Here is a 3,216-nt window from a genome sequence, read left to right as displayed (position 1 = left end):
ATCTGGCTCGCCCCTTGACCGGTCTTGGGCGAGCGCGAACTCGCTTCGCGAGCTTCCCGGTGGGGCTCGCCTTCGGCTTCGCCCCACCGGTCAGATAGCGCGCTCGCGTGATGGCTCAGGTCGCTGCGATGCGGCTGCTGCGGGAGGTCGTGAAAGACCATGGAACGCGTGAACGCCCCCGGCCTGGTGGCCAGGGGCGTCCGCGGGCGTGCTAGGCGCTCTTCTCCCTCGGCTCGCGCTTCGGGCGGTCGCGCGGGACGAGGGTCGGGTTGACGTGCTCCAGGACGGCCTCGCGGGTGATCACCACGCGCGCGACGTCCTGCCGGCTCGGCACCTCGTACATCACCGACAGCAGGACCTCCTCCATGATCGCGCGGAGGCCGCGGGCGCCGGTGCCGCGCAGGATGGCCTGGTCGGCGATCGCCTCGAGGGCGTCGTCGGTGAACTCCAGGTCGACCCCGTCCAGCTCGAAGAGGCGGTGGTACTGGCGGACCAGCGCGTTCTTCGGCTCGGTCAGGATGTTGATCAGCGCTTCCCGGTCCAGGTTGTGCACCGAGGTGATCACCGGGAGGCGGCCGACGAACTCCGGGATCATGCCGAACTTCAGCAGGTCCTCCGGCATGACGTCGCCGAGCACCGCCGAGGACTCCTCGAAGTCGGACTTGGAGCGGATCTGGGCGCCGAAGCCCATCCCCTGCTTGCCCACCCGGGACTCGACGATCTTCTCCAGGCCGGCGAACGCGCCGCCGCAGATGAACAGCACGTTCGTGGTGTCGATCTGGATGAACTCCTGGTGGGGGTGCTTGCGGCCGCCCTGCGGCGGGACGCTCGCGGTGGTGCCCTCCAGGATCTTCAGCAGCGCCTGCTGGACGCCCTCGCCCGAGACGTCCCTGGTGATCGACGGGTTCTCGCTCTTGCGGGCGATCTTGTCGACCTCGTCGATGTAGATGATCCCGGTCTCGGCCTTCTTGACGTCGTAGTCGGCCGCCTGGATCAGTTTCAGGAGGATGTTCTCGACATCCTCGCCGACATATCCGGCCTCCGTCAGCGCCGTGGCGTCCGCGATGGCGAACGGGACGTTGAGGAGTTTGGCGAGCGTCTGCGCGAGCAGCGTCTTGCCGGATCCGGTCGGGCCGAGCAGCAGGATGTTGGACTTGCCCAGTTCCACCTGGTCGTCCCGGCCCACGTCACCCGACTGGATCCGCTTGTAGTGGTTGTAGACGGCGACGGAGAGCGCCTTCTTCGCCGTCTCCTGCCCGATGACGTAGGAGTCCAGGAACTCGTAGATCTCCCGCGGCTTGGGCAGGTTGTCCCACTTCAGGTCGGAGGTCTCGGAGAGCTCCTCCTCGATGATCTCGTTGCAGAGATCGATGCACTCGTCGCAGATGTACACGCCCGGACCCGCGATGAGCTTCTTGACCTGCTTCTGGCTCTTCCCGCAGAACGAGCACTTGAGCAGATCACCACCGTCGCCGATGCGTGCCACCCAACTGTCTCCTTTTCGTGGGGCCGCCCGTCTGAGAGGGTGCGGCGCGGCCGGCTGGCGTCCCGAGGGCTCTCGACGTTGGACTCGACGTTACCGCCTCCAACGGACTTGGTAAGCCCCTCGCCCGGAAGTATGACCACCGGGCTCGGGACCTCCCGCGTCCTACGTCCTCAGGACGACACTACCTCCGCCTTGCGCTTCCTGCTGGCGAAGACATCGTCGATGAGACCGTACTCCTTGGCCTCGTCGGCGGTGAGGATCTTGTCGCGCTCGATGTCGCGGCGGACCTCCTCGATCGGCTTGCCGCTGTGCTCGGCCAGGATCGTCTCGAGCAGCTCGCGGATCCGCATGATCTCGCGGGCCTGGATCTCGATGTCGCTGGACTGGCCGTAGGTGCCCTCGGTCGCGGGCTGGTGGATCAGGATCCGCGAGTTGGGCAGCGCCGCCCGCTTGCCGGGCGTGCCGGCGCCGAGCAGCACCGCGGCGGCCGAGGCGGCCTGGCCGATGCAGACCGTCTGGATGTCGGGCTTGACGAACTGCATCGTGTCGTAGATCGCCGTCATGGCGGTGAACGAGCCGCCGGGCGAGTTGATGTAGATGCTGATGTCGCGGTCGGGGTCGATCGACTCCAGCGTGATCAGCTGGGCCATCACGTCGTTGGCGGACGCGTCGTCGATCTGCACGCCGAGGAAGATGATCCGCTCCTCGAAGAGCTTGTTGTACGGGTTCATCTCCTTGACCCCGTACGTGGTGCGCTCGACGAAGGAGGGGATGATGTACCGGCTGTCGACCGGCGCCGGGGACCCGCCCGCCTGGACGCCGGGCCGGACCAGGTCGCTGAAGCCGGGTCGGATGAAGTCGCTCACTGTGTGCCTCCGATAGTGATTCAGGTCGTCAGGAGACCGTGCCCTCGGAGGGCACCTGGTTGGCGCTGAGGACCACGTGGTCGACGAACCCGTAGTCCTTGGCCTCGTCGGCGGTGAACCAGCGGTCCCGGTCGGAGTCGCGCTCGATCTGGTCGAGCGACTGGCCGGTGTGCTGGGCGATCTTCTCGGCGAGCGTCTTCTTGACGTACAGCATCTGCTCGGCCTGGATCTTGATGTCGGAGGCGGTGCCGCCGATGCCGCCGGACGGCTGGTGCATCATGATCCGGGCGTGCGGCAGGGCGTAGCGCTTGCCCGTGGTGCCCGCGCACAGCAGGAACTGGCCCATCGAGGCGGCCAGCCCCATCCCGACCGTCACGATGTCGTTCGGGACGTACTGCATGATGTCGTAGATCGCCATGCCGGCGGTGACGGAGCCGCCTGGCGAGTTGATGTAGATCGTGATGTCGCGGCGGCCGTCCTCGGCCGACAGCAGCAGGAGCTCGGCGCAGATGCGGTTGGCGATGTCGTCGTCGACCTGCTGGCCGAGGAAGACGATGCGCTCGCGCAGCAGCCGCTGGAACAGCTGGTCGCCCAGGGGCAGCAGGGGCGCCTCGGCCACCCGCGCCTGGATCCGCGACGACTCGTCGAAAGTCGGAGGCATGCTCACCGGGTGTTCCTCCGGTCCTTTTAATCGGTTCGGATGATTGGACAGTAACGCGCTCACGACCCCGTTTACGCCCGGGGGGCCGCCTTTTCGCCAGGGGCGTACCCACGCCTCCGCGAGGTATGGACGATCTCCGCGAACGCGACACGCCCCGCACCCGGAGCACGGGTGCGGGGCGTGTCGGGAACGCTCAGGGCGTC

3 protein-coding genes are annotated in these 3,216 nt (G+C 67.2%); all 3 read right to left on the bottom strand.

All coding sequences use genetic code 11. The annotated features are described in order from the left end of the window. Nucleotides 1-211: 211 nt before the first annotated feature. Nucleotides 212-1,486: an ATP-dependent Clp protease ATP-binding subunit ClpX gene (clpX, locus tag ABZ914_RS49130; RefSeq protein WP_151545781.1), complete on the bottom strand. Its 1,275-nt coding sequence runs from the start codon at nucleotides 1,484-1,486 to the stop codon at nucleotides 212-214. A gap of 170 nt (nucleotides 1,487-1,656) precedes the next feature. After that, nucleotides 1,657-2,319, bottom strand: a complete 663-nt coding sequence (locus ABZ914_RS49125; RefSeq protein WP_433252944.1) for an ATP-dependent Clp protease proteolytic subunit — start codon at nucleotides 2,317-2,319, stop codon at nucleotides 1,657-1,659. Between the two features lie 61 nt (nucleotides 2,320-2,380). Then, entirely contained in the window at nucleotides 2,381-3,013 is a 633-nt protein-coding gene (locus tag ABZ914_RS49120; protein WP_387031146.1) for a ClpP family protease, read from the bottom strand. Nucleotides 3,014-3,216: the final 203 nt, after the last annotated feature.

It is taken from the genome of Spirillospora sp. NPDC046719, from assembly GCF_040645715.1.
In the GTDB taxonomy this organism is placed as follows: Bacteria; Actinomycetota; Actinomycetes; order Streptosporangiales; family Streptosporangiaceae; genus Spirillospora.
The sequence above is the reverse complement of the archived record's forward strand: the minus strand, read 5'-3'. Positions and strand labels throughout refer to the sequence as shown.